This window comes from Vibrio sp. 10N.222.52.B12 (genome assembly GCF_002875385.1).
Lineage (GTDB): Bacteria > Pseudomonadota > Gammaproteobacteria > Enterobacterales > Vibrionaceae > Vibrio > Vibrio jasicida.
Genome location: NZ_MDAW01000122.1, coordinates 56,884 through 77,889 on the forward strand (window position 1 = coordinate 56,884; position 21,006 = coordinate 77,889).

At 45.0% G+C, this 21,006-nt stretch carries 19 protein-coding genes and 1 tRNA gene; 8 read left to right on the top strand and 12 right to left on the bottom strand.

Translation table 11 applies throughout. The features are described from left to right. The first annotated feature begins 44 nt into the window (after positions 1–44). Positions 45–191 carry a DUF2256 domain-containing protein gene (locus tag BCT11_RS15550; RefSeq protein WP_102388678.1) on the top strand — a complete coding sequence of 49 codons (147 nt, stop codon included), beginning with the start codon at positions 45–47 and terminating at the stop codon, positions 189–191. 61 nt (positions 192–252) lie between these two features. On the opposite strand, the gene BCT11_RS15555 is transcribed toward BCT11_RS15550, so the two are convergent. Genes BCT11_RS15555 through BCT11_RS15565 form a run of 3 tightly spaced genes read right to left on the bottom strand, consistent with a single transcriptional unit; the run spans position 253 to position 3,856 of the window. Further along, the gene (locus BCT11_RS15555) at positions 253–960 is read right to left on the bottom strand and encodes an SDR family oxidoreductase (protein ID WP_102388679.1); all 708 of its coding nucleotides are present in this window, start codon (positions 958–960) and stop codon (positions 253–255) included. Beyond that, positions 960–2,504, bottom strand: a complete 1,545-nt coding sequence (locus BCT11_RS15560) for a cryptochrome/photolyase family protein (RefSeq protein WP_102388680.1) — start codon at positions 2,502–2,504, stop codon at positions 960–962. The genes BCT11_RS15555 and BCT11_RS15560 overlap by 1 nt, the downstream gene beginning before the upstream one ends. Further along, positions 2,504–3,856, bottom strand: a complete 1,353-nt coding sequence (locus BCT11_RS15565) for a DASH family cryptochrome (RefSeq protein WP_102388681.1) — start codon at positions 3,854–3,856, stop codon at positions 2,504–2,506. Before BCT11_RS15565 ends, BCT11_RS15560 begins: the two co-directional genes overlap by 1 nt. 298 nt (positions 3,857–4,154) lie before the next feature. On the opposite strand from BCT11_RS15565, the gene BCT11_RS15570 reads away from it, so the two are divergent. Then, positions 4,155–5,168: a GGDEF domain-containing protein gene (locus BCT11_RS15570; protein ID WP_038868575.1), complete on the top strand. Its 1,014-nt coding sequence runs from the start codon at positions 4,155–4,157 to the stop codon at positions 5,166–5,168. A 102-nt stretch (positions 5,169–5,270) separates the two neighbouring features. Here the strand turns inward: BCT11_RS15570 and BCT11_RS15575 are convergent, their stop codons facing one another. Further along, positions 5,271–5,849, bottom strand: a complete 579-nt coding sequence (locus BCT11_RS15575) for a malate synthase (RefSeq protein WP_038868558.1) — start codon at positions 5,847–5,849, stop codon at positions 5,271–5,273. A 174-nt stretch (positions 5,850–6,023) separates the two neighbouring features. On the opposite strand from BCT11_RS15575, the gene BCT11_RS15580 reads away from it, so the two are divergent. Continuing rightward, positions 6,024–7,580 carry a DUF3612 domain-containing protein gene (locus BCT11_RS15580; protein ID WP_102388682.1) on the top strand — a complete coding sequence of 519 codons (1,557 nt, stop codon included), beginning with the start codon at positions 6,024–6,026 and terminating at the stop codon, positions 7,578–7,580. Between the two features lie 372 nt (positions 7,581–7,952). On the opposite strand, the gene BCT11_RS15585 is transcribed toward BCT11_RS15580, so the two are convergent. Then, positions 7,953–9,311, bottom strand: coding sequence for a diguanylate cyclase (locus tag BCT11_RS15585; RefSeq protein ID WP_102388683.1), 1,359 nt, complete (start codon positions 9,309–9,311; stop codon positions 7,953–7,955). Positions 9,312–9,451: 140 nt separating this feature from the next. On the opposite strand from BCT11_RS15585, the gene BCT11_RS15590 reads away from it, so the two are divergent. Next, positions 9,452–10,060: an alpha-ketoglutarate-dependent dioxygenase AlkB gene (locus BCT11_RS15590; RefSeq protein WP_102388684.1), complete on the top strand. Its 609-nt coding sequence runs from the start codon at positions 9,452–9,454 to the stop codon at positions 10,058–10,060. A 69-nt stretch (positions 10,061–10,129) separates the two neighbouring features. Further along, the gene (locus tag BCT11_RS15595; RefSeq protein WP_102388685.1) at positions 10,130–11,215 is read left to right on the top strand and encodes a DUF3541 domain-containing protein; all 1,086 of its coding nucleotides are present in this window, start codon (positions 10,130–10,132) and stop codon (positions 11,213–11,215) included. A 24-nt stretch (positions 11,216–11,239) separates the two neighbouring features. Here the strand turns inward: BCT11_RS15595 and BCT11_RS15600 are convergent, their stop codons facing one another. From BCT11_RS15600 to BCT11_RS15610, 3 genes are all read right to left on the bottom strand, one after another. Then, positions 11,240–12,037 (bottom strand): helix-turn-helix transcriptional regulator, encoded by a 798-nt coding sequence (locus BCT11_RS15600; protein ID WP_102388686.1) that lies wholly within the window; start codon positions 12,035–12,037, stop codon positions 11,240–11,242. A 111-nt stretch (positions 12,038–12,148) separates the two neighbouring features. Beyond that, positions 12,149–13,423: a sugar phosphate nucleotidyltransferase gene (locus BCT11_RS15605; RefSeq protein WP_102388687.1), complete on the bottom strand. Its 1,275-nt coding sequence runs from the start codon at positions 13,421–13,423 to the stop codon at positions 12,149–12,151. Between the two features lie 207 nt (positions 13,424–13,630). Beyond that, a complete protein-coding gene (locus BCT11_RS15610; RefSeq protein WP_038875278.1) occupies positions 13,631–14,839 on the bottom strand; it encodes a NupC/NupG family nucleoside CNT transporter in 1,209 nt (402 codons plus the stop codon). Between the two features lie 561 nt (positions 14,840–15,400). Here BCT11_RS15610 and BCT11_RS15620 point away from each other — a divergent pair. Continuing rightward, positions 15,401–15,484: transfer RNA gene (locus tag BCT11_RS15620), tRNA-Leu, on the top strand. 30 nt (positions 15,485–15,514) lie between these two features. Further along, a complete protein-coding gene (locus BCT11_RS15625; RefSeq protein ID WP_038868549.1) occupies positions 15,515–16,126 on the top strand; it encodes a DUF2913 family protein in 612 nt (203 codons plus the stop codon). A gap of 99 nt (positions 16,127–16,225) precedes the next feature. Here BCT11_RS15625 and BCT11_RS15630 read toward each other — a convergent pair whose 3' ends face one another. Continuing rightward, a complete protein-coding gene (locus BCT11_RS15630; protein ID WP_102388688.1) occupies positions 16,226–17,626 on the bottom strand; it encodes a tryptophanase in 1,401 nt (466 codons plus the stop codon). A gap of 414 nt (positions 17,627–18,040) precedes the next feature. Beyond that, positions 18,041–19,285: an NADH:ubiquinone reductase (Na(+)-transporting) subunit B gene (locus tag BCT11_RS15635; protein WP_102388689.1), complete on the bottom strand. Its 1,245-nt coding sequence runs from the start codon at positions 19,283–19,285 to the stop codon at positions 18,041–18,043. 169 nt (positions 19,286–19,454) lie between these two features. Here BCT11_RS15635 and BCT11_RS15640 point away from each other — a divergent pair, with 169 nt between their 5' ends. Next, positions 19,455–19,862 (top strand): cystatin, encoded by a 408-nt coding sequence (locus tag BCT11_RS15640; RefSeq protein ID WP_102388690.1) that lies wholly within the window; start codon positions 19,455–19,457, stop codon positions 19,860–19,862. A gap of 32 nt (positions 19,863–19,894) precedes the next feature. On the opposite strand, the gene BCT11_RS15645 is transcribed toward BCT11_RS15640, so the two are convergent. Both BCT11_RS15645 and BCT11_RS15650 read right to left on the bottom strand, forming a co-directional pair. Beyond that, a complete protein-coding gene (locus BCT11_RS15645; RefSeq protein ID WP_102388691.1) occupies positions 19,895–20,377 on the bottom strand; it encodes a hypothetical protein in 483 nt (160 codons plus the stop codon). Further along, complete coding sequence (locus tag BCT11_RS15650) at positions 20,374–20,907, bottom strand: GrpB family protein (RefSeq protein WP_102388692.1); 534 nt, start codon at positions 20,905–20,907, stop codon at positions 20,374–20,376. The genes BCT11_RS15645 and BCT11_RS15650 overlap by 4 nt, the downstream gene beginning before the upstream one ends. Between the last annotated feature and the right edge of the window lie 99 nt (positions 20,908–21,006).

The window sequence follows — 21,006 nt, forward strand, 5'->3', positions numbered from 1 at the left end:
CTAGACCACTGTTTTAACCATATTAGGAGTGAACATTCAGCGCGATGAAAGGTTTTAAATCCAACCTTCCCATGAAAGTCTGTCCGGTCTGTCAGCGCCCATTTTCTTGGAGAAAGAAGTGGGCGCAAAATTGGGAGGAAATCGTTTATTGCTCTGAGCGTTGCCGAAGAAATAAATCAACGAAAACGTAGGTCACTCCGACCCTCTCTGGAGAACGCTATTTCCTTTGTATTAACGTTTGTATGCGTTCTCTTACCAAGGCAATAACGTCCCATCATAAGCCCAAAACGCCCCGCTATCTTGCGGGGTTGCTTTTTCTATCAAGCCTAATAGATCCTTAGCGACTCGCTCTGGTGTGAACAGCTTTCCTTCTGGGACATTGGTGTGAAAAGGTGCCGACAAAGCGGTATCTGTGGTGCCAGGGTGAAGTGAAAGCACCGTGCCATGTTTGACCATTCTTTGCCATTCGATCGACATGGTTTTGAGGAACATGTTTAACGCGGCTTTCGATGCACGATAGCTGTACCAACCACCTAACTGATTATCGCTAATGCTGCCAACTTTGGCCGAAATGGTCGCAAACTTAGGTGCAGTACTGCGCTTTAGCTTGGGCGTGAAGTATTTCGCCAACAGTAAACTTGGCAGAGTATTAACCATGATGGTTTGCTGAAAAAAGTCTGCGTCGAGCGAATTAAGATTCTTCTCTGGGCCTTTCTCTTGGGTGTGCAACATACCAACGCAGTTCACCAACCAATCGACATGTTCAATGTGCTCACTGAACGCTTTTACCTGCTCGTCTTGCGATACATCCACTTGATACCAAATTACATTTGGGTGTTGCCAATCTGGTTGCAGCTTACGATAAGTGGCATGCACACGAGCTTGAGGGAACCGCAAAGTGGCTTCTTGAACCATCGCTAAACCAATGCCACCGTTGCCACCAACAATCAGGATGTCCATCACAAGCTCTCCAAGTTTTTCATATAATGCTCTGCGGTTTGTAATATCGCATTCCGCTTTTCTTCTTCCATATTGTCCCAAGAACGAAAAATCATTCCGATACGTGGATTGGTTGCGAGACGTTTATCGTGCTTGTTCATAAAGCGCCAATAAAGACTGTTAAACGGACACGATCCTTCCCCGCTCCTCGCCTTATTGTCGTAATGGCATCCCTTACAGTAATCGCTCATTTTATTGATGTAAGAACCGCTCGCTGCATAGGGCTTGGTACCAACAATGCCGCCGTCCGCAAACAATGCCATACCCCGAGTGTTCGGCATTTCGACCCATTCAATCGCATCAACATAGATACCGAGATACCACTCATCCACTTGGTCTGGGTCGATTTCGGTTAGCAAACAAAAATTACCAGTGACCATCAAGCGTTGGATGTGGTGTGCGTAGGCATAATCGAGGGACTGACCAATCGCATTGCGCATACAGGCCATTTTGGTTTCGCCATTCCAAAAGAAGTCTGGCAGTTTTCTTTCTGCACCCAACTCGTTCTTTTTCGGGTAGTGAGGCATATTCGCCCAGTAGACGCCTCGGATGTATTCTCGCCATCCCAATATTTGGCGAATAAACCCTTCGACTTGAGAAATGTCGATATCTGCGTTGGAATGAAATGCCTTGAGTGATGCATCAATGGCTTCTCTCGGGTGCAGCAATTTGCTGTTGAGCGAGAATGAAATTCGGCTGTGATACAAGCTCCACTTAGCATCGTGCTGACCTGTCATGGCGTCTTGAAAACGGCCGAACAACGGTAGACAGACTTGGCAGAAATGTGCGAGTAAAGACAAGCTTTGCGCGCGATTAATCGGCCAAAACAAGTCCCCTTCGAGATTTCCGATGGTTTTGATGTCATGTTCTGCCAACCGCTCAAGAATGCCGCGGACGTCGGTACTGAATATCAAAGGTTGTGGCAGTTGTTCAATGTCTTTGGCTTTGAGTTTATTACGGTTGTTGGCATCGTAATTCCATTTTCCGCCGACGGGTTTTCCGTCTTGCATCAAGATGTCGAAGCGCTTTCGCATCCGGCGGTAGAAGTGCTCCATCATAATGTGTTTGCCTTGAGGAAACTGCGATTCTATTTCTTCAAACGGCAACAAAAAGTGTTCCGAATCGACACAACGCGTCACAACCCCATCAAGCTTTAGTTTGGCTAACTGCTCTAGTAAACGGTATTCATCGGGGCGTTGATATTCAAACTTACTTGCACCAACCTCGCTCACGTAGTGATGCAAGACTTGCTCAAGATCGTCGAAGGATTGTGTGTCATCCAACGTGAGGTGCAAAACTTGATGCCCCTCGCTCTGACGCTCTTTCGCAAACTGTTCCATTGCAGAAAAGAACGCACAAACTTTCTGAATATGGTGCGTGACGTAAGTATTCTCTTGCTTGAGCTCCGCAATCAGGTAAAGCACTTGCTCATCCGGTTGCTGAAACCAAGAGTGCTCACTGTTGAGTTGATCGCCCAAGATCAATCGTACGGTTTCAAATTGCATTACGGTTTCTCCGATGACGAAGCTTTGTCACTGCTGCCCATCACAATCGGCCAATCGACCATGTCTACACTATCCAAATGCGCGCCAGCGCAACGACCTTGCCACCTATCGATGAACTCCATGTGCGGATCGTACATTTCGGTTTGCTTTTCGAGGTTGAATTGTCGTGAACCACGCGGATCCGCACCGACACCCGCTAGGTATTGCCAATTTCCCCAGTTTGATGCCACATCGTAATCGACCAGTTGTAACTCAAAGTACGCCGCGCCATAACGCCAATCAAGGCCAAGCTCATGCACCAAACAACTGGCGACTAACTGTCTACCACGATTCGACATATAACCGGTTTCATTAAGCTGGTGCATACACGCGTTCACGATAGGAAATGGCGTTTCACCTTTCTTCCATTGCTGGAAACGGTGCGCGTAAAAGCTGGTGAGTGGTGCTTGATTTTGGATGCCACCGAATCGGAAGAGCTGCCGCTTGTATCGACGGGCATACCAATAAAAGTACTCACGCCAAAGCAGTTCGAAGTAAATCCAATAGGTTGAATCATTTGCACCATTCGCGGCTTCATAACGTTTAAGCATGGCATAAATGGTTTTCGGAGAAAGACACCCATGAGCTAACCAAGGAGAGAACTTGGTGGAGTAATCCATACCATCTAAACCGTTGCGCGTTTGTTTGTATTCACTTGCTAATGTTGAGGCAAAATACTGACGACAATGTTCAAGCCCTGCTCGCTCACCACCATTAAACAGGCTTTGCTGGACATCTCGGGTCAAACTCAACGTCGGCAGTACGAGTTCGTCTGGCAGTGAAGGCAACGTTGTTACTGCTTCTACAGGTTCAGTTAGAGCAAGGTTCTCAACCTTTTTTCGGAACTTGGTGAAGGTGTCAGGAAGCGCTTCAAGCTCAAACGGTAAATCTTCGACACAGAACAAGCTGCGAACTTCACTTTGGACAACAGCCAAATGCGGCGCTTCTGCTTGAATCTTATCGACCACATCTTGCTCATCTGATCCAGAGACCGCATCTACAAAGAGATGGGTCACATCAAGCTTGTCAGTAACATATTTGATTGCTTGGTAAGGAGGTAAGTCAACGACCTGTAAACGTTGATTAAGTGCATTCAAAGACAAGCTAAGGCAATGCACTGACTCGTCCAAAAACTGTTGTTTGGCGGACCCAAATTCCGAAGTTTGTGCGTATTGCTTTAGGTAGGGCGACATTTTTGGATAGCAGTATATACAAATGAGCTCTTCGACCTCAGCAGAGGCTCGGAGCAGGAGCGGATTGTCATGCAATCTCAAATCGTTGGTAAACCAATACAATCCAATAGTCTTGTTCAAGTGACGCTCCTTACTACTCTATTCTGTTATGTGCATGCCAAGTTTTACGCATCACCATTGGTCACGATCATCGCATCATTTAGATTGCAGAAATCTTCATCAAACAAACTTCTTTAGTAAACAAAATGTTATAGATAAATTTATAAGTTATGAAAGATTAAGTAAGAATTCATGAAACCGTTTGATTATTCGCTCAAGTTTTTTAAAAAAACCGTACAAAAATGACAAAAATTAAAGCGATATTGTTTTATATCCGTTACCCTTAGCCCAATTGCATTTTGCTTGTAACACCGCAGAAATGACCGACGAATTTAAAAAATCGACCGCTAATTTAAAAAAAGCGGTGCCCTTAATGATCAAAAACCACGTAGCGGCAACACCAGCCAACTACGCGCTTTGGTATACCTACGTAGATAAGACCATTCCAGAGTTGAACCAAGAAATGGATATGGTTCTGGAAAATTACGACGTATGCCCTCCTGCTATGCACAAACTGCTCTACAACAACTATGTAGCAAGCAAAGCAGAGACCAGCATAGAAGATCTTAAAACCAACGTAGAAGTGCTGTTGGGTGAGGTCTCCAGCTCTATGACAGACACCATCACTGATACGTCCTCCTTTTCTGACATGGTCGACAAAAGCTTTAATAAGCTAGAGAAAGTCGAAGACAGCAGCCTCAGCATTGAAGAAGTCATGAATGTTGTACGACAGCTTGTTGTTGAGTCTCGTGAAATTCGCCATTCAACCAAGTTTCTCAACAGCCAACTGACCAATGCGAGCGAAGAAATTTCTCGTCTCAAAAATCAGCTTGCTGAAGTACAGAAAGACGCCTTATTTGACGGCCTCTCCAAGCTGTATAATCGTCGTGCCTTCGATAACGACCTACGTATGCTGATTGACAGCAAACAGGCAATGACACTGATTATGCTTGATATCGACCATTTCAAAGCATTTAACGACAATTATGGTCACTTATTCGGTGATACGGTGATCAAAGCGATTGCGCGTCGCTTACAACAAAGCTGTCGAGATGGCATCAGTGCCTACCGTTTTGGTGGAGAAGAGTTTGCGGTGATTGTGCCAAACAAATCATTGAGAATCTCTCGTCAATACGCGGATACGTTGAGACGAATGATTGAGAAGCTGCGTGTCCGCGACAAACGCTCAGGTAGCCAAGTGCACAGTATTACTGCCTCGTTTGGAGTTGCGGAATTTGAAATCGGCGATACGCCAGAAAGCTTGGTCAACAAAGCCGACAAACAACTTTATGAAGCGAAGCAACTCGGCCGCAACCGTGTCATGCCGCTGTAAGACTGATTTCCCGGTAAATAAAACACTCAAACAAAACCCCAAGCACGTGCTTGGGGTTTTGCTTTCTTGGGCTGGATCGTTATTTTTTCGCTTCTTAAAGCATCAGTCAATGCTGTAGCAGTAACTTAAGAAGTAATCTTCACCGTTTTTCGCGGTAAATTCTTTATCTTCACTGCACGCCATTGGTTTGCCTTTTTTGTCGCCTTTGATCAAGCTGATCCAATGACGCATGGCTGTTGGGGCGTTACCCGTCAGCTCAGGGCTAAACGTGGTACGGGTTTCGAGTTGGATATCGTCGATGTCCATCAACTCAACACAACCTGTGCCTTTGTGACAACCAAACAGCACTTCAGCGTGGCTTCCAGATTCGTCTTTAAACAGAATCGATTTCGGATCTTCTTTCTCACCAGTGTACGCTACGAAGTGCTTTGGACTTTTAAGGCCACTGTGCGTACCGTCTTTGAAGTAAGCCATTACATGTCGGTAGTCGATAACGTAACTGGATACATCTTGGTGTGACCCATTCTCTAGTGGGAACATTCGGTCTAGTAGTTGCTTCGCCTTAATTTGCTTTTCGCTTTGCTGCTCAGCACTTACCGCCTCGACGGCAAATACGGCTTCAGCGATAATTGGGCGTTGTTGTTCTTGGATGTCTTTTTTATCGAAGTTCAGCATATTCATCGTCGTTTCCTCTCACTTAAACACTCTTCCTAGAGTAAAAACTTAAAACCTCTGTTTAAGTTTCAGGCAAATTTGTGAAGTTGATGGTTAATTTCCTTGCCTGCTCAGTATGTAGACTAGCGAAATATTGACTACAATTTCACAACAAAAATTTTACAATGTGAATTTTACAAAATGTCTGTGTCAAAAAGTCTTATCCGCCAATCTCATTTCTTGGGTACGAAAATTCGCAACCTAAGGAAAAACAACCATTTAACGATGGAGGATTTGTCTGCGCGTTGTGTAAGGATAAATCCAGAGTACGCGCCTTCCGTTTCTTACCTATCGATGATCGAGCGTGGAAAACGCGTGCCGAGCATCGATATGCTGGAAGTGATCGCCGAAGTTTTCCAAAAAGAACCCGCTTGGTTTTTGGACGATGAGCCAGAGCTCGAAGCCATCACGCCCAATAAAGGCAACCGTGGCGGCATTAACGGGATGGCGCTCGAACCCAGCTTCTTGTTCTCTAACGATATCCTGCAAATCGCGATACCAGAGATGCTCTCCCAAACGGGGATCACAGGGCGTCAGTTTGCTCATCTTTTGATTCGTGCTCACCAAGAAAATCATCAAAACCACTTTCCAGACTTAGAAAGAGCGGCAGAAGAAATCGGCTTAAAACGTTTGAATCTATCGGTTGAAGACTTAATCGACATTGCCAAAAGCTTGGGATTGGACATTCGTTGGATTGATCGCGCCCCTCAAGATGTGGTTGATGAACTGGGGGTCAGCGCCAAACAACTCGTGACTTCTTTTATGGAAGCCCCTGGCACGATTTACCTGAATAAACGAATGCGTGATTACCCCACTCGCTTAAAGTACGACTTGGCTGTGTATATTGGTCACAGGGTGCTACACAGCAGTGATGGTATGAGCAATGTGCTCTCTATTGGTCACCAGAACAATTGGGAACAGACAGACAGCCCGGTGTCGAACTCAGAGCTAAACTCTCAAGATATCCTCCAGGCATGGCGCGATTTTGAGTCAAGTTTCTTTGCCGGTGCATTACTCTGTCCAAAAGTGCCATTTCGCCAATTACTCGATCGCTCAGGTTATGAAATCGATGTTCACAAAAAAGCGGGCGTCTCCCCTTCTGTCGCAATGCGCCGCATGACGGTGGTATCGCCGTACCCACATTGGCATTACTTTGATGCTTATGGACCAGGTAAGCTCAAAGCGGTTTATCGTGGTAATGGTATTCCACTCCCTTGGGGGAACATGCGCAAAGTTAATGACCCTTGTCAACACTGGGCAGTCTTCCGTCGTCTGTCACAGCCGCTAGATACCAGCTCAGCACAGATCTCGATTCTCAATGTTGGTAATGAACCACGCATCTACTGTTGTGAATCAGTCAATGTATTTGATCCAGCAGGAAACAATCGCGTGCTTTGTGCTGGCATAGACCTCAACCCGGCTATTTCTGCACAGGGTGGGGATGCGATTGCAATTGCAGAAGAGCTAAAATCGCTGTGTGTCTCTTCAGGGGGCAGCACGGTGATTCCACAGCACATCAAAAAGGATCTGACGACGATAGCTAAGATCCTCAATATCAATTGGATTGAACGAGGAATTCAAACTCAAGCAAGATTGATTTGTTCAAGAGGCGCGGTATGTCCAAGACAACCGAGTTGCTATAACAAGTGTGGTGATTCAGGAGATACTGGAGACGAGGTGCAGGTTCTTGACCTATAGAAAGAAAAAACGCCAATCACAATAAAGGTGATTGGCGGTATATACTTGTGAACAATGTGTATTCACTAACAACGTCAGTTGGCTAGGTGACCCTCGGCTTAATAAGGGTCAATCTGTATAAAGCACGATGCGTGCCAACTTTTAAAACACCATTTTTTCTTCGATCTTGATGCATATTGATGATTTATTGAGCACATATTTTGCAAATCGCATTTGCAAAATGCAAAGAACTGCAAAATATGCTACAGATCGCATTGCTACTAATCCCTTTATCAGCAATAGCCTCGTTGATGAGTACACCCCTTTAAAATGAAAATCAGTCAAAAGCGGGAAGACACTGACTGTGTTTAAAGCACTATCAACGTTTAAGTATTAACCGCCATAATGCTTTTGCTGATACATCCGCTCATCTGCAATTTTCATCATTTGTTCTGGCGATGTCATGACAGGATCAAACATCGCGTAACCCATGCTAGTGCGCAGATAAATCAACTCTCCGTCATAGATAACTGGTGTGGAGCACAATGCCGTTCTTAACTTTTTCAAAAGTGTTTGGATATTTTCTTCTGTTTTCGGGTTATGGACCACCACCAAAAACTCGTCCCCGCCCATACGTGCGACAATATCAGAGCGACGCAAGCTGCTTTTGATTCGCTCTGCACAGGCAACAAGTACTTTGTCTCCAGCATCATGTCCATGAGTGTCATTGATGTGCTTGAAATGATCTAAATCGATGTTCACAAGAGCGAAGCGATAACGTTTTTTATAACGCTTTGCGATTTCAAACTGATGCTTGTACGACTGCATAAAGTAACGTCGATTTGGCAACTGAGTCAGCTCGTCATGCAGCGCACGGCTATCTGCCACAATGTACAAGCGATAAATCACCATCAATGCGATGCTCATCGCTAGTACAATGGGATAACCGACGAGTCGTGCAATATGAAGTCGGTGCCAAGACACTTGTTTTTCCAACTCTCCGTTGGCATAGACCGTAATACTCCAACCGCCATAAGGGAAATGCACTTGCTCTTTGGCATACACTTGGCCGTTTTCGCTTGTTTGACCAAAGAAAACATCGCCAAGTTCGCCACCACTATCATAGCCACGAATCGTCATGTAATAACGATATGAAAACTCGATAACTCCCGTATCTCTCAGCAAACCGTCAAAGTCGATGACGGTACTGATCACGCCCCAATAATCATTGTTTATCGGTGGATCACGAAAGACAGGGACACGCACAATCAACCCTTTCCCACCTTGCACTAGCTCGATAGGGCCAGCGATAAAGATTTCTTCAATTTCCTTAGCTTTTTGAACTTGTACCCATTGTTCTGGCACAGTCCGATAATCCAAGCCAACCACGGCTTCATTCCCTTTTAAGGGAAAGATATGGCTGACCACGTCGTTTTCTGCCATGCCAATCACTATGATGTGCTTGCTTTTGTTTAGGATTCGATTGGCTGCAAGATTAAGCTTGCGCTCCTCATCTTTAGGCAGCAAAGTAATGAGTGTGGCAAGGGTGCTGGCTTTATAGATATCAGCCATAAGTTCCGCTTCCAAATTGGAACGGAGAATAGAAAGTTGTTCTTTGGCCTCAACTTGAACTCGCTCTTGGTAGAGGCTTTGCTGGTTCCGATGTAACAGCTCAATCACCCCAATACACAAGGCAAAAAAAGTGAGAAAGAACAATGCAAAATAGCCCTGCTTTCTGGGTGAATAGCGCATTTGTTCCTCACTATCTCGTCCTGACTACAACGAGACTTATTCATTATTGTTAAAATGCTTATTTACCTTAAGAATAACCAATAGCTATCGTAAAGGTAATAAATATCGACCATTTTTATAAATGAGAAAGGTAAAGTGAGATGCAAGTACAAGGTGATTTATTTAAAAGCTCATTTTGGCAAGAAGTAACACAGGGCAGAATTTACTATGACCCTAACTTTCTCAGTAACTTAGAAGCTGATCGTTATTTCTCTAACCTTCGCTCTACTCTCCCATGGCAACAAGAGCGCATCACCATGTTCGGCCGCTCAGTACTGCAACCTCGGTTACAAGCTTGGCATGGCGATGTTGCCTATACCTATTCAGGGTTAACCATGTCGCCACACCCTTGGACACCGGATCTCAATGAGCTAAAAGCGCGCTGTGAAGCCATTGCCAACGTTCAATTCAACTCGGTCTTAGCAAACCTATATCGTCATGGACAGGACTCCATGGGATGGCACCAAGATAATGAGCCAGAGCTTGGTAGAAATCCGGTTATCGCTTCTGTAAACCTTGGCGAAACTCGACGCTTTTTACTGCGGAATTTACATTGTAAAACTCAGCTAGAGTATGAACTTAGCCATGGTGCCTTGTTAATTATGGCAGGAGAACTGCAGCATCATTGGAAACACGCGGTGCCCAAAACGGCAAAACCGAAAGGTGAGCGTATCAACCTGACCTTCCGCCATATCGTGACCAACTATTGACTGAGGCATTACATAGCAAAGAAGCATTGATGCTAGGTTTGAATTCTGGGCTTTTTGTGGAATGTAATTATGCGTATCAAACCTCTCAACTTAGCTATCTTGCTCTCTTGTTCGTTGGTCTTTAATGTTCAAGCCGATCAGGACTCACCCGTGTTGAGCTACCCTCAATCTGCACAGTTAATAAAAGATACGTTTGAGTCGCAGCTTTATTCCCTACCAGCATTTAAAGAAGGCCACTTTGGGTTGCGCATGTACCGCCAAACTCTAGATGATAAATACCTTCCTGCGGTGTGGACAGACATGGCTCAAGTCGCCAGCCGTTTGAATCACTTTGCCAGTGATGTGAATACGCCAGAACAAATCATATTGTATTCAGAAAAACGCCTTGCCAATTACCATGACCAAGAAGACGAACGAGGCCAGCGCCGCTATACCGTGACCAAGCATCAACCTGAGTATTTTTATCTAGGGGTCGATTTGCTGGGTGCAATGGCAAGAGCTGACGAATACGGCCTTAAACACAAACACGATAAGACCTTAAGAAGCGTCATTCGACGTTATGATTTCACCAAATACGCGACCGACCCTGAAATGATCGAGGCATGGGCAGCGCAACTGGCCAATCAAGTTTATTGGCTACGCCAACTGGGTGAGCAAGATGTCGTCAATGACTTCACCAAAGCGTTTAAAAGCACCTATCCAGATTCACAGGATAAGAAGTTGTCACCGCAGCAATACAGCAACAAAATCTACGGCATGACACACATTATTTTTGGTGATTCTCAGTACTATCAAAAACAAGTCAATGAATATGACCATCAATGGATATACGATTACTTCCGCGACAATATAGATACGATTATCTTACGCTCTAAAGAAGATGTGATTGCCGAGGTGGGTATTACGTTTCTCCTTGCGGGGCTAGAGAATGACCCTGTCGTCGAGAAAACACGTCAAGCGATTCAAGGCTCAATCAATCTCGAACAAGGCATGATCCCATCGGTCGATGGCGACTTCGACTTAAAATATGGAGAGCATAGAAACGTCTTGGCTATCATGTTATTGGACTGGAAGGGTGTTCACCACGCTCCGACGGTTGCCAATCAGCCATTCGCTTTTCAATCGTTACCCTACGGGCTGGTTCCGAAATCGTAATATGGTGCTATTTAAACAATAAGGTTAGACCTTCTGCTTTTTCTGTACTTGCTCATAACGGACTAAACGAAAATCTTGATAGCCTTCCATCACACTGAGAATCATCGGGTTATCAAAAAACTGTTCACTGGTTCCAGCATAAAAGGTGACGCTGCGGCTATAACAGCACTTTTCTAGGAAGCAGTCACTCATAAACTGCTTGAGGCTGCGGTCTCGAATCGGAAAATACACCATCAAACCTCGGCTGATCTCCGCGATATGATTAAGTAATGCGGTTCGAATGGTTTTAGTGAGAAAGACCACACTGATAAGATAAATCGCCCCTTGCTTTAGCTCATACAATACATGACCAACCAACATCTTCTTATAGTAAAAGCAAAACACTTTAGGCTGGGTCAAACATAAGGCATCAAACGTATCTGTGACTGCATTACCATTTTGCCTGAAATGAGAATCGAAGATCAGCTGTTTGTCGTCCTCGTCCAGCTTATCAAAAGCAACATGACTGCGATGCGTGATTTCATAGTCATACACCGTATTCAGATTTTGGAAATTCACAGGATGTTGCAGTGCTTTTTTGACACTTTTTAGCTCTTGTTCATCATAGTGATAAGGCTGCTGAAAGAAATGGGCAATCCCGAGGCGGCGCAATAGAGTGGGTTCAATCTTCCCCCTTTCCCACTGGCTCAATGTAGCTTGGTTTAAACTAGAAAAAACACGATGAGCGGAGGAGAGGAGTTCGGCCAACCCATCCTGCGAGTAGTTTGATTTTTTTCGGTAATACTTCAATGCATTTGCAAAATGAAGACGATCGAACTTCATCCTCTCTCCTAACCAACTGGTCTCAATATCAATGTGTTATAAATCTTTTAATTAAAATAGATAAGATTTCAGTATTTCGTAAAATGAAAAACACAATAAACCTTACCGGACTTAAATCGTATTCGCTGCAACGTCTTCATGGTAATTGTCATGCAGTGACGTCAGTGGTTGTTCAAAACCGACTCGACTGCCTTTGGGAATCACGACCAATCCCCCCTCCGTTACGAAAAACCGCTCACTGTCTTTCTCAAATTTCTCACCAATGACTGTCCCTGGAGCGATATGGACATCCTCTTCAATAATGGCACGTGTAATGCGGCTGTTTGCTCCAATCTTACAGCGCGCCATCAATACCGCCTCATGCAACATGCTGTTTCTACCTAAATCACAATCAACCCCAATCACAGAACGGATAGAGCACGCTCCTTCAATTCGGCAGCCTGAAGCAATATAGCTGTCTTTAATGCGAACTTTAATGCCTCCCGCATCATTACATAAGCTGGATCGCTGCGAGACGACTTCTTTACTAAGCAATGGCTCTGAGCTTTTCTTTTGCGTATCATTTTGCTCAACCAACATCGCCATTTGCACCGACCAATAGTCATCAACACTATTCAAACCATGCCAATACAAAGGGGCTTGGTCTGAATCAACGGCTCCCAAATCGAATAGTGCCACTTTGACCTTCTGAACCAGTTTACCAATCACATCACAAGTTAAATCATGTCGTCCGTCTAAGTTTTTTGCATTGGTGAACAAGCCTTTGACTAAGGTCGCACGATTAAGCACATAGTTCTCGGTAAGCACAAGAGAGAGGTCTGGCTTATTTGGTATCTCTGCAGGTTGCTGTGGCTGGTGCTGAATGCTTGTTACTTGGTTTTGCTCATCCAATTCCACAACATGATAAGCAGACGCTCGCTCGGTAGGAACTTGAGCTACAACAAGCGTTAACTCAGACGCTTGGATTCTGTGGTATTGCAGCAATGAAGAAAGGTAGCGCCGATGAATTTGTTCTCCACCAACTAACAGTACATGCTCATCAGTCGGGCGATTAATGGCCTCTAAGTTTTGCAGCAAAGCATCGGTCCAATTGTACTGCAACGCAGGCAAAAACTTATTATGGGGGTATGCCGGCTCAAGAATGTCGATGTTCGCTTCGTACTTACTCCATGCACGCTTAATGTGTTCATTTAAAGCAGGGCAATGGAATCGACTTAAGACAAGATTACGCTTGATGCCAGATTGAATTAGATTGCTCAACGCAAAGTCAATCAAACGATGGGCACCCGCGAATGGGGTAATAGATTTACAGCACGTTCCTGAGAGCGGCTCTAACCCACCATTCTCCTTATCGGCTAACACGATCGATACTACTTTTGACGTCATGTTTTACTTCCTTGTCTTATTTATAGTTTAGAAAGTAAACATAAACCGTACGGCAGTACTATTCAATATTGGGGGTAATGTGCTCAAAAAACAATATTACAGAGCAATGTTCTCTTAAATATTTAAGCAATCTCTCATTCAAGCGTTTTATAAACAAAAACCCGCTATGGAAGCGGGTTTTGATTTATTTTTATGTGCGGGCATCCCTTAAAGAGAAATAAAGATACCGGCTAAACAAGCGCTCATTAGGTTTGCTAGGGTACCTGCTGCGACCGCTTTCAGTCCCATATTTGCTACGTCTTTACGACGCTCTGGTGCCATCACACCAATTGAACCAAGTTGAATCGCAATCGAACCGATATTGGCAAAGCCACACAAAGCAAAAGTAATGATAATTTGCGTGTGCTCAGTCAGTGTCGCTTTATGTTGTACGAAGTCGATAAATGCGACGAATTCGTTCATTACGATTTTCTGACCGATATAAGAGCCCGCTGCAAGTACTTCGTGGCCCGGAACGCCAATCAACCATGCTAGAGGTGCAAATAGGTAACCGAAAATAGCCTGCAGCGTGATGCCAGCAAAACCGAACATTTCACCTAAGTTTTCTAAACCCGTGTTTACCATCGCAATCACACTCACGAAGGCAATAAGCATCGTACCGACCGCGACGGCAACTTTCATACCGCCCATCGCACCGCTCGCTAGCGCATCGATTACGTTGCTTTCTTCTGATTTATCCAGCTCGATGTTGTTGTAATCACTTGGAGTTTGACGCTCAGGCACGATGATTTTTGCCATCAACAAGCTACCTGGTGCCGCCATGAAGCTTGCTGCGATTAGGTATTTCAACTCTACACCTAGACCTGCGTAACCACCCAAAACACTACCTGCGACTGACGCCATACCACCAGCCATTACCGCAAACAGCTCAGAGCGGGTCATGTTTTGTAGAAATGGACGGATAAGAAGTGGTGATTCGCCTTGGGATAGGAAGATGTTACCTGTTGCAACCAATGATTCTGCTTTGCTGGTACCCAAAAACTTTTGGATAGCACCGCCAATAAATTGAATCACTTTTTGCATGATACCCAAGTAGTAAAGGGCTGAGATAAGAGCGCTGAAGAAAATGATGATAGGAAGAACGCGGACAGCAAAGATAAAACCAGTAGAAGCAAGGTCACCAAAGAGGAATTTGATCCCTTCATCAGCAAAACTTAAAAGACCCGCAACGCCACTACTCAAACTGGCCAACGCGGCTTGCCCCCAAGGGAAGTAAAGCACTAGAGCAGCAAAACCCATTTGGAGCAACAAAGCACGAGATACGGTTTTCCAATTGATTGAAGAACGGCTCTCTGACAGTAGGAACGCACAACCTAGTAGTGCAACAATACCAAATAAACTAAATAGAACACTCATGAATCAGACCTACTGAACGTTGAAAAAGAAAGAAACGCCAAAGGAATTGGCAAAAGAAAGGGACAACGTGTCGAGTGACAAGGCACTCGTAGATCTAACTTGGCGACAGAACGGATAGTTCGACATCTTATTTTTACCTTATACAAGCAATTGAACTTAGCTGGTCCGGTCCGTGGGGTCATTCACTGCTGGAGAGTATTCGACTCATCCCGCTCCATGTGACGGCTTGTATGGGTAAGGGTCCTGAACAACGAACCCTAATTCCCGCTTAAACGGGTCGCAAGTATAGCCATCAAAACGAGAGTTTCATCACATTTATTGACGCAAACGTTCAAGCGTTCATTTTTTGCGCAAGAATGCCAATTTGTGTTCATACTTGTAGTGAAAATAGGGGTATTAAGAGGGGAACGCATGGTGAAACGGCCAAAAACGGACAATAAATGTTCAATCGAACACCAAAGTCCAAAAATGAGTAATTTTGCTCTCGCCAATCTATGGATTTTGGATATACAATTTGGAACGCTTCTTTCCGAAGCCTCTGTGTATTCAGAGCATCATGATGCCGAGATGGTGAAATTGGTAGACACGCTAGCATGAGGTGCTAGTGCCTTAGGTGTGAGGGTTCGAGTCCCTCTCTCGGCACCATTATTCTTCCTATAAGAAATTTAGAGTGTAATGCAAAGTTCTAAGCAGGCAAGACAATCCGCTGATGCTAACCAACTTCTAAGCGAGCTTGCAGTGCACGCCCTATTACACCTGCACTTCAAACTCCATGCGTCCTCGCGACCTATTCCCTTAAAAGAACGTAACGACTTACTGCAAAAATGGCTTAAACCTAAGCTTAAAAGTAACCGCTACAAACTGATTAAAAAGCCGTTAAAGTCTCTGACTCAACAGGCCAAAGGGGAAAATGGCAACCTTGAAGCTTTGCTTGAACGCTGTGTGGGTGCGAATAAACCGAGCAATCCGCAACCTCACCTCGATAGTTACTTGCTACTGATTAACGAAGTAGAGAAAAAACTCGGTACGACCGTACTGCTCTCTCGTCCTGAAGATGTCGATTTATCACACGACCAGCATGGCTGCTTACTGTGTGTTCTCTCTGACAACTTAAACCAACACTTCGATGATAATAACGCCATGATCGCACCTATTTCGATGCTTTTCCGTGGCCCAATGAGTCAACGTTCATTGTTCTTAGGTAGCATTTATGCCAGCAACACCTTCAATTATGAAGTGCAATATCAAGACGAACAATTTGTACGTATCTCACTTGAGTTAGCGTAAGTTTGATTGATATAAACATATCATTGACGTTGTAAGCCAAGTTCTAAAAGGCCGCGAATTTCGCGGCCTTTTGCTTATCGAAACATAACGTTTTCTCGATCAATCCAGCTCGCGAAAGCGTGCCGTAAAGTGACGAAGTACCGGAGGCTCATAATCAAAGGTGAGTCCCTTTAACTCATGCGAGCGGTTCTTCAATTCAATAATGGCATCGGCGATATAATCCATATGGTCGTTGGTGTAGACGCGACGCGGGATGGTCAAGCGCATCAATTCGAGTTCTGATGCTTTCTGTTCACCCGTTTCCGGATCTCGACCAAGCAACAGTGAACCAATCTCTACTGCACGAATCCCCGCTTCTAAGTACAAAGCATTACACAACACTTGTGCTGGAAATTGATCCGCGGGTATATGAGGTAGGATTTTCGCTGCATCAACAAACACGGCATGACCACCCGTTGGATATTGAATTGGAATGCCACCCTCGCGTAGACGCTCACCCAAGTATTGCACTTGGCTGATGCGGTAGTGAAGGTAATCCTCATCCGCACCTTCATATAGACCACGAGCCAAGGCTTCCATATCACGGCCAGCCATACCACCGTAAGTCACAAAGCCTTCCATCGGTACACATCGTGTTTGAACCGCTTGGAACAGCTCTTGATGATCGCGAATACAACACATACCACCAATGTTTACCATTGGGTCCTTCTTCGCTGACATAGTGAGCATGTCGCCGTATTGGTACATCTCGCGAATGATTTCAAGAATCGATTTGGTCTCGTAGCCCGCTTCGCGTTGCTTGATAAAGTAAGCGTTCTCACAGTAACGAGCCGAATCAATCACTACTGGAATGTCGTACTTGGTTGCGATTTCGTACACGCTGCGCATGTTTTCCATCGACACAGGCTGGCCACCTGAACTGTTACACGTAACCGTTGTGATGATCGCACAGATGTTGTGAGAACCATGCTCTTCAATCGTTGCCACCAGCTTATTAAGGTCAAAGTTCCCCTTCCAGTCGTATGGCGTGGTAGTGTCGAATGCTTCTTCTGTTACCACGTTAATCGCTTTACCGCCATTGAGCTCAATGTGACCCGCTGTGGTGTCGAAGTGGTAATTTGATATAAACACTGGTGTCTCACCACCGCGAACCTGACGCATACGTTCAATCAAGGCTGGGAATAAGATTTGCTCCGCCCCACGACCTTGGTGCGCCGGCACTGTCAGCTTGTAACCAAAGAAGTGCTCTACCGCATCACACAAGTTGTAGTAGTTGCGGCTACCCGCGTAGGACTCATCACCCATCATGATCCCCGCCCACTGATTGTCACTCATAGCACCAGTGCCAGAGTCGGTCAGCAAGTCGATATAAACATCATCACTGCGAAGAAGAAATGGGTTAAAACCTGCTTGTTTAAGGGCAATCTCTCTGTCAGCCAATGTTGTCATTTTGATTGGCTCAACCATTTTAATGCGGAACGGTTCTGGGATACGTTTCATTATTAATTTCCTTATACGCATTGCTTTGCGCGAATAAGCGCAATCTGCTTCAATTTCTTGATTTTTATTAGAAAAATAGAAAGGTTCAATGCGGGCGCATTGAGGAAATTAACGAAGAGAGATTTTACTGAGAAGGGACAAACCGTAATCGAGGTTGTACCAGAACGACAGCACTAAACGGCTATCAAGAATATCCTTAATTCTCGTCATTCTCGTCCTCCTGATCTAAATAAAGTAAAGGTCAGTGACACTGCGCCGCTGACCTTTTCACTATAGAGCAAGATTTAAACAATTTTCAGTGAACCCGCCCTCACTTTTCATACCAATAAACTATAAAATTCCAAGTTTTTAAGGACTTATTAGCAACCCGTTGCAGGTAGAAACCTCAATATAATTAGGGCTACTTATTGCAAATCACCCTGCGGCACGGCGCTTGACTCTGCGTTTGATATTCTGCTCTTTCACCATGTAGTCGAACAGAGGTGCGAATAAGTTGGCAAACAGAATCGCTAACATGATGCCCTCTGGGTAAGCAGGGTTGAGCACTCGGATAAATATCGTCATCACACCAATCAGGATACCGTAAGCCCATTTACCACCATTGGTGAATGCAGCCGATACGGGGTCGGTGGCCATAAAGAAAGTACCGAACGCGACACCACCAATCACAAAGTGCCAATAGAAAGGCATAGAGAACATAGGATTCGTATTCGAACCAATAGCATTAAGCAGTAGCGACGTCACGGCTAAGCCAACAAAGACACCCGCAACAATCCGCCACGACGCGATCTTCATAAAGATAAGCACCAAACCTGTAAGCGCGATCAGCAGGGTCGAGACTTCTCCCATAGAACCCGGTAGATTACCAACGAAAGCGTCCACCCAAGAGATAGGCTGGCCTGTCATGTTGTTGGTCAAAGCGCTTTGACCACCTTCGTACCATTGGCTAAGAGGGGTTGCACCAGAGTAGCCATCAGCCGAAACCCAAACGGCGCCGCCAGACATATTCGCAGGATAGGCGAAGTACAAGAACGCACGCCCTGCCAATGCGGGGTTTAAGAAGTTACGTCCCGTACCACCGAAGATCTCTTTCGCTACCACGATACCAAAAGTGATACCCAGTGCGGCTTGCCACAACGGAATGGTAGGCGGGAGAATTAACGCAAACAGAATGGAGCTAACAAAGAAGCCTTCATTCACCTCGTGCTTGCGGACAATAGCAAACAGCACTTCCCAGAAGCCACCAACCACAAACACAGTCGCGTAGACAGGCAAAAAGTAGGTTGCACCGACCAGCATTTTACTCGCCCAACCCGCTTGGCTGGCCGCCTCTACTGAACCCCAAACCCAACTCAGCCCCCAAGAGGCATCAATGGCTTGTTGTGCGGCAGCTTGGTCAAGGCCGTACAGCAAAGCATCGCTGGATTGCTGCCCGATGTTATACATACCCCAAAACATCGCGGGGAATACGGCTAACCACACCATGATCATGATGCGCTTCAAATCGATGCTGTCTCGAACATGGGTTACGCCGTGATTCACTTTACCCGGCGTATAAAAAAGGGTTTCAACAGCTTCGAAGAGTGGGTAGAACTTGTGGTACTGGCCTCCCGGTTCAAACTTTGGTGAGACCTTTTCAAAATAATGCTTCAGACTCATAACGTCTCCTCCTCTAAAGAATGTTACGAGCCGCTATCAAAAGCGATCGTTTTTAGCCTGTTTAACTCCCCCATTACGTATTTATCTGTTGGCACAGAAGACCTTGCTATTATGTAAACCGTGAAAGGCGTGCTTATACTCAATCAATAACAAAACAATGGAGTGGATTATGAAGTTAAGGATGATGTGGACCGCGATGATGTCGTTGGCCGCTTTTTCATTTGCAGGTAACGCATTGGCCGTGGACAAGCAAATGTCTCCTGGTTTGAAGAAGAAAATGCAAGCCATCTGTGGCTCGAAAGGCGGTGTCCCTGGAGGTTGGCAAGTGGCGAAAGTGACACCGGATGCCGAACGCTCGCTCAGCATGATTCTGCATCAAATGAATGCGACGGATAAGCTAAAGCAAATCAATGATGTCAGAACTCAAATCGTCGGCGGTACACACTATGCGATGGAGTTCGAGCTTAAAGATGGAGAAGTCTGGAATGCGATTGTCCTGCACAGTGCTCGCGGCGATTACATGATCGAGAGACACGCCAAAAAAGGCGAACTCTGCCCGAAAGATGACAACTCCTAATTCCCAGATTCAAATACAATAAAGGCGACAGTTTAGTCGCCTTTGTTCTTTTCTGGTTTAGCGACGGCTTCAAACGCTCGTGTAAACTGATAACTCATAATCTGGGGGCGAATCAAATCACATACTAAGTCAGACACATCATGCTTGGTGAATGGTAAATGTTCCGATAGAACCTCTTTGGACTCTTTATCAACCGTTTGAAAAGATTCAACAATTCTTAGAGGAACGTGAAACTGATGGTCTCTCACGAGAAAGAAATAGTATTGGAGATGTTCGCCATACGTCGCTGCGTTGTTAATCTCGCTACCAATTTTCACCGCTTCAACACGGCTGCCTTCACAATCAAATTTAAGCACATTGGTAATTTCTGCTTCCATAGAGCCTGGGACATAGACCACATAGTCAACACTGAGATCATGACTAACTAATACATAACTCTCGTCGCGCTCCTGCAGTTGATACGCAAAAGAATGAAATGCACTACAAAGCAAAATGAGCCCCAGCAGTTTCCTCATTCGGTCTTCCACTCATTTATGACTTTACGTACGAAACTCGTCTTAGCATCCGTATATTTATCGATAGTTATTTCAGCTTGCTCCACCAAAGAAAACTTCAGAGTTAGATACTCGCTTCTAAGCTCAGCACTTCCATTTAGTCTATCTCGAAATTGAATCCAGTCTCGCCACAACTGTCCTTGATACTGAGTGATGTGCAGATAGTGTGTTTTGACTTGATAAGAATCATCGGTGAACTTCGCAAAGACAATCTCATCTTGCTTTTCCACTTTCAACCGCAGAAATCCAACACTTTTCAGTGCATCAATCAGTTTTGGAGAAACATGAGGAAAGTGCTCAATACCTAACACCATATCGATAATAGGTTTGGCAGGCATATTCATAATGGCAGTACTGCCAATATGCTCGATTTGAGTTAGCGGTATCTCCGTCATTAACGCCAGTTCAGAGCGGCAACGCACAAACTCCTGTCGCCATGCAGGGTCATGTTTAACGACGTCGACTTTGTGACTGGCTAAACCTAATTTCATCCATCCCTCTCCTAATAAACCCAAATATCATAAGAAGAAAGTTATCCAACCACCAAAGTAAAAGCCAAACTTCCGGCACACCCGACAATAATCACCCAA

What these genes read in the sequence shown, in the direction of transcription:
- BCT11_RS15645 (WP_102388691.1), bottom strand. Translation starts at nt 20,377, where the DNA reads ATGAGGAAACTGCTGGGGCTCATTTTGCTTTGTAGTGCATTTCATTCT.
- BCT11_RS15580 (WP_102388682.1), top strand. Translation starts at nt 6,024, where the DNA reads ATGTCTGTGTCAAAAAGTCTTATCCGCCAATCTCATTTCTTGGGTACG.
- BCT11_RS15605 (WP_102388687.1), bottom strand. Translation starts at nt 13,423, where the DNA reads ATGACGTCAAAAGTAGTATCGATCGTGTTAGCCGATAAGGAGAATGGT.
- BCT11_RS15625 (WP_038868549.1), top strand. Translation starts at nt 15,515, where the DNA reads ATGCAAAGTTCTAAGCAGGCAAGACAATCCGCTGATGCTAACCAACTT.
- BCT11_RS15630 (WP_102388688.1), bottom strand. Translation starts at nt 17,626, where the DNA reads ATGAAACGTATCCCAGAACCGTTCCGCATTAAAATGGTTGAGCCAATC.
- BCT11_RS15570 (WP_038868575.1), top strand. Translation starts at nt 4,155, where the DNA reads ATGACCGACGAATTTAAAAAATCGACCGCTAATTTAAAAAAAGCGGTG.
- BCT11_RS15640 (WP_102388690.1), top strand. Translation starts at nt 19,455, where the DNA reads ATGAAGTTAAGGATGATGTGGACCGCGATGATGTCGTTGGCCGCTTTT.
- BCT11_RS15575 (WP_038868558.1), bottom strand. Translation starts at nt 5,849, where the DNA reads ATGAATATGCTGAACTTCGATAAAAAAGACATCCAAGAACAACAACGC.
- BCT11_RS15635 (WP_102388689.1), bottom strand. Translation starts at nt 19,285, where the DNA reads ATGAGTCTGAAGCATTATTTTGAAAAGGTCTCACCAAAGTTTGAACCG.
- BCT11_RS15595 (WP_102388685.1), top strand. Translation starts at nt 10,130, where the DNA reads ATGCGTATCAAACCTCTCAACTTAGCTATCTTGCTCTCTTGTTCGTTG.
- BCT11_RS15650 (WP_102388692.1), bottom strand. Translation starts at nt 20,907, where the DNA reads ATGAAATTAGGTTTAGCCAGTCACAAAGTCGACGTCGTTAAACATGAC.
- BCT11_RS15610 (WP_038875278.1), bottom strand. Translation starts at nt 14,839, where the DNA reads ATGAGTGTTCTATTTAGTTTATTTGGTATTGTTGCACTACTAGGTTGT.
- BCT11_RS15555 (WP_102388679.1), bottom strand. Translation starts at nt 960, where the DNA reads ATGGACATCCTGATTGTTGGTGGCAACGGTGGCATTGGTTTAGCGATG.
- BCT11_RS15600 (WP_102388686.1), bottom strand. Translation starts at nt 12,037, where the DNA reads ATGAAGTTCGATCGTCTTCATTTTGCAAATGCATTGAAGTATTACCGA.
- BCT11_RS15550 (WP_102388678.1), top strand. Translation starts at nt 45, where the DNA reads ATGAAAGGTTTTAAATCCAACCTTCCCATGAAAGTCTGTCCGGTCTGT.
- BCT11_RS15590 (WP_102388684.1), top strand. Translation starts at nt 9,452, where the DNA reads ATGCAAGTACAAGGTGATTTATTTAAAAGCTCATTTTGGCAAGAAGTA.
- BCT11_RS15585 (WP_102388683.1), bottom strand. Translation starts at nt 9,311, where the DNA reads ATGCGCTATTCACCCAGAAAGCAGGGCTATTTTGCATTGTTCTTTCTC.
- BCT11_RS15560 (WP_102388680.1), bottom strand. Translation starts at nt 2,504, where the DNA reads ATGCAATTTGAAACCGTACGATTGATCTTGGGCGATCAACTCAACAGT.